This is a genomic window from Actinomycetota bacterium, from assembly GCA_005774595.1.
Classification (GTDB): Bacteria; Actinomycetota; Coriobacteriia; order Anaerosomatales; family D1FN1-002; genus D1FN1-002.
This window is the reverse complement of sequence record VAUM01000336.1, coordinates 1-2010: the sequence shown is the minus strand read 5'-3', so window position 1 is coordinate 2010 and position 2010 is coordinate 1. Positions and strand designations below refer to the sequence as shown.

Sequence of the window (2010 nt, the reverse complement as noted above, 5' to 3'; positions counted from 1 at the left end):
GTAGCGGAGGGCGTGCCAGAGGGGGGCGGGCGCAGCGGAACCGCTCCGGTCCGCTATGCTCGCATGGACGTCTGTCGAGCCTCTCGCATCCCCTGAGCGGCGCGGATGCGGCGGTGAGCGACACCCCGCGCGCGCGTCTGCGCGCTACCATGGGCGCCCCGGCGAGAAGGACCCGCCCGTGAACTACGTCTTCACGACCCCCGACGACCCGATCTTCGACCAGGTGCGCTTCCTGCGCCACGCCGTGCTGCGCGAGCCGATCGGCATGCCGTTCGAGGCGGACTGGGACGACCGCGACCCCGACGTGCGCCACCTCGTCGCGGTCAACGGGCCGCAGGTCTTCGGCTACGGCCGACTCGTCATGGGCCGCGACGGGACCGCGCGGATCCGCTTCATGTGCGTCGACCCCACCCTGCGCCGCGGCGGTGTGGGTAGTGCGATCGTCCGCGAGCTCGTCGACCGCGCACGGGGCGAAGGCGCCGGGCTCGTGTGGCTCAACGCGCGCCTGATGTCGATCGAGTTCTACCGGAAGTTCGGGTTCGTCGAGGTCGGCGGGCTGTTCAACAGCGAGGAGACGCACCTCCCCCACAAGCGCATGGAGCTGCGGCTGTAGCAGGCGGGGCCTGCGCGTTTCAATCCCGGTCAGTCAACGCTCACACGCGGCGGCTACGGTGCCGGCACGGCTCTTGCGCGAGGTGCTAGCATGTTGCTATCACCCGCCGCGCGAGAGGAACCGGACCGCCATGCCCGACATCCTGATCCGGGGGGTCGACCCGCTCGTGGTCGAGAAGCTGAAAGAGCGCGCAGCGGCCGAGGGGACATCGCTGCAGGCGGTCGCCAAGCGCATCATCGAGTCGTCGGTGCCCTACTCGCGCGAGGAGTTCCTCAAGGTCGCCGCCGCCGAGCGGGCGCGCACCGGCCCGCAGAAGACCGACAGCACCGAGCTGATCCGCGAGGACCGTGACGCAAGGTGACCCTGCTGGTCGTGGACGCGTCGGTCGCGGTGAAGTGGGTGTGCGATGAGGAGCACTCCGCGCGCGCGGCCGGCATCCTGGGCGCGCACGACCTGACCGCCCCCGGACTCCTGTACTCCGAGGTCGCCAGCGCGCTCGCCAGACGGGCCGCCGCGGGTGACTTCGACACGGACGCCGCGCTACGCAAGATGCGGATGATCGTACGCGCGGGCGTCACCACGGTGCCCGACGAGCTGCTCGCATGCGGCGCGATCAGCCTGTCGGGAGTCCTCCGTCACCCCGTCTACGACTGCTTCTACCTCGCGCTGGCCATCGCCGAGGAGACGCGGGTCGTGACCGCCGACCGCGCGCTGATCGCCGCAGCCGAGGCTGGCGGATACGGCGAGTGCGTGGTGTGGGTGGAGGACGCGGAGTAGCAGGGCGGCGGCGGCGGGATCAGAGCAACGAGTCCTCGATCTGGTTCAAGGGCAGGAACATCGGAGTCGTTGCCGAAGCGGCGCCGGTACGCTCATCGGTAGCCTCGAGCGCAGCGAATCCGCGTGCCTCGTAGAAGCCGATAGCCTCCACCTTCGCATCGAGGCGCACGCCCACGCACCCGAACTCCTGCGCCATACGCAGCGCTTCGCATAGCGCGAATCGCAGCAGCGCCGTGCCGACGCCCTGTCCCCGCCACCGCACGTCCGTAGCGAGGCGTGCGATCGTCAGGGTCGGCAGCGGATACCGAGGCAGGCGGACCGCCGCATCCGCCGTGAGCCCCGTTCGCTCGATCTGCGAAGACGCGATGGTCACGAACCCGATCACGTCCCCACCCGACACCGCGACGTACGTGACTCCGAAACGGGCGGTCTGGTTGACCAGCGCGAACCGGCGGAAGTACTCGTCCAGCACGCGGTCGCCGCACTCGAATGCGTCACGTCCATGGCCCGGCTCCAGCCGCTCGATATCGAACCGCACCACCACGCGCGAGGCGCCTCAGTCGTCGCTCGGGCGCATGAGGTCGCGCAGCGCCGGCGCAGCGGGGCGCGGGTGCTCGATG

At 70.4% G+C, this 2010-nt stretch carries 4 protein-coding genes; 3 read left to right on the top strand and 1 reads right to left on the bottom strand.

Annotated elements, in window-relative coordinates; translation table 11 throughout:
* The first annotated feature begins 55 nt into the window (after positions 1 to 55).
* From FDZ70_09835 to FDZ70_09825, 3 genes are all read left to right on the top strand, one after another.
* Positions 56 to 613, top strand: a complete 558-nt coding sequence (locus tag FDZ70_09835) for a GNAT family N-acetyltransferase (protein TLM69046.1) — start codon at positions 56 to 58, stop codon at positions 611 to 613.
* 130 nt (positions 614 to 743) lie between these two features.
* The gene (locus FDZ70_09830) at positions 744 to 974 is read left to right on the top strand and encodes a hypothetical protein (GenBank protein ID TLM69045.1); all 231 of its coding nucleotides are present in this window, start codon (positions 744 to 746) and stop codon (positions 972 to 974) included.
* Positions 971 to 1390, top strand: coding sequence for a type II toxin-antitoxin system VapC family toxin (locus FDZ70_09825; protein TLM69044.1), 420 nt, complete (start codon positions 971 to 973; stop codon positions 1388 to 1390). Before FDZ70_09830 ends, FDZ70_09825 begins: the two co-directional genes overlap by 4 nt.
* Before the next feature lie 19 nt (positions 1391 to 1409).
* Here FDZ70_09825 and FDZ70_09820 read toward each other — a convergent pair whose 3' ends face one another.
* Positions 1410 to 1934 carry a GNAT family N-acetyltransferase gene (locus tag FDZ70_09820; protein TLM69043.1) on the bottom strand — a complete coding sequence of 175 codons (525 nt, stop codon included), beginning with the start codon at positions 1932 to 1934 and terminating at the stop codon, positions 1410 to 1412.
* Positions 1935 to 2010 lie beyond the last annotated feature (76 nt).

What these genes read in the sequence shown, in the direction of transcription:
- FDZ70_09830 (TLM69045.1), top strand. Translation starts at nt 744, where the DNA reads ATGCCCGACATCCTGATCCGGGGGGTCGACCCGCTCGTGGTCGAGAAG.
- FDZ70_09835 (TLM69046.1), top strand. Translation starts at nt 56, where the DNA reads ATGCTCGCATGGACGTCTGTCGAGCCTCTCGCATCCCCTGAGCGGCGC.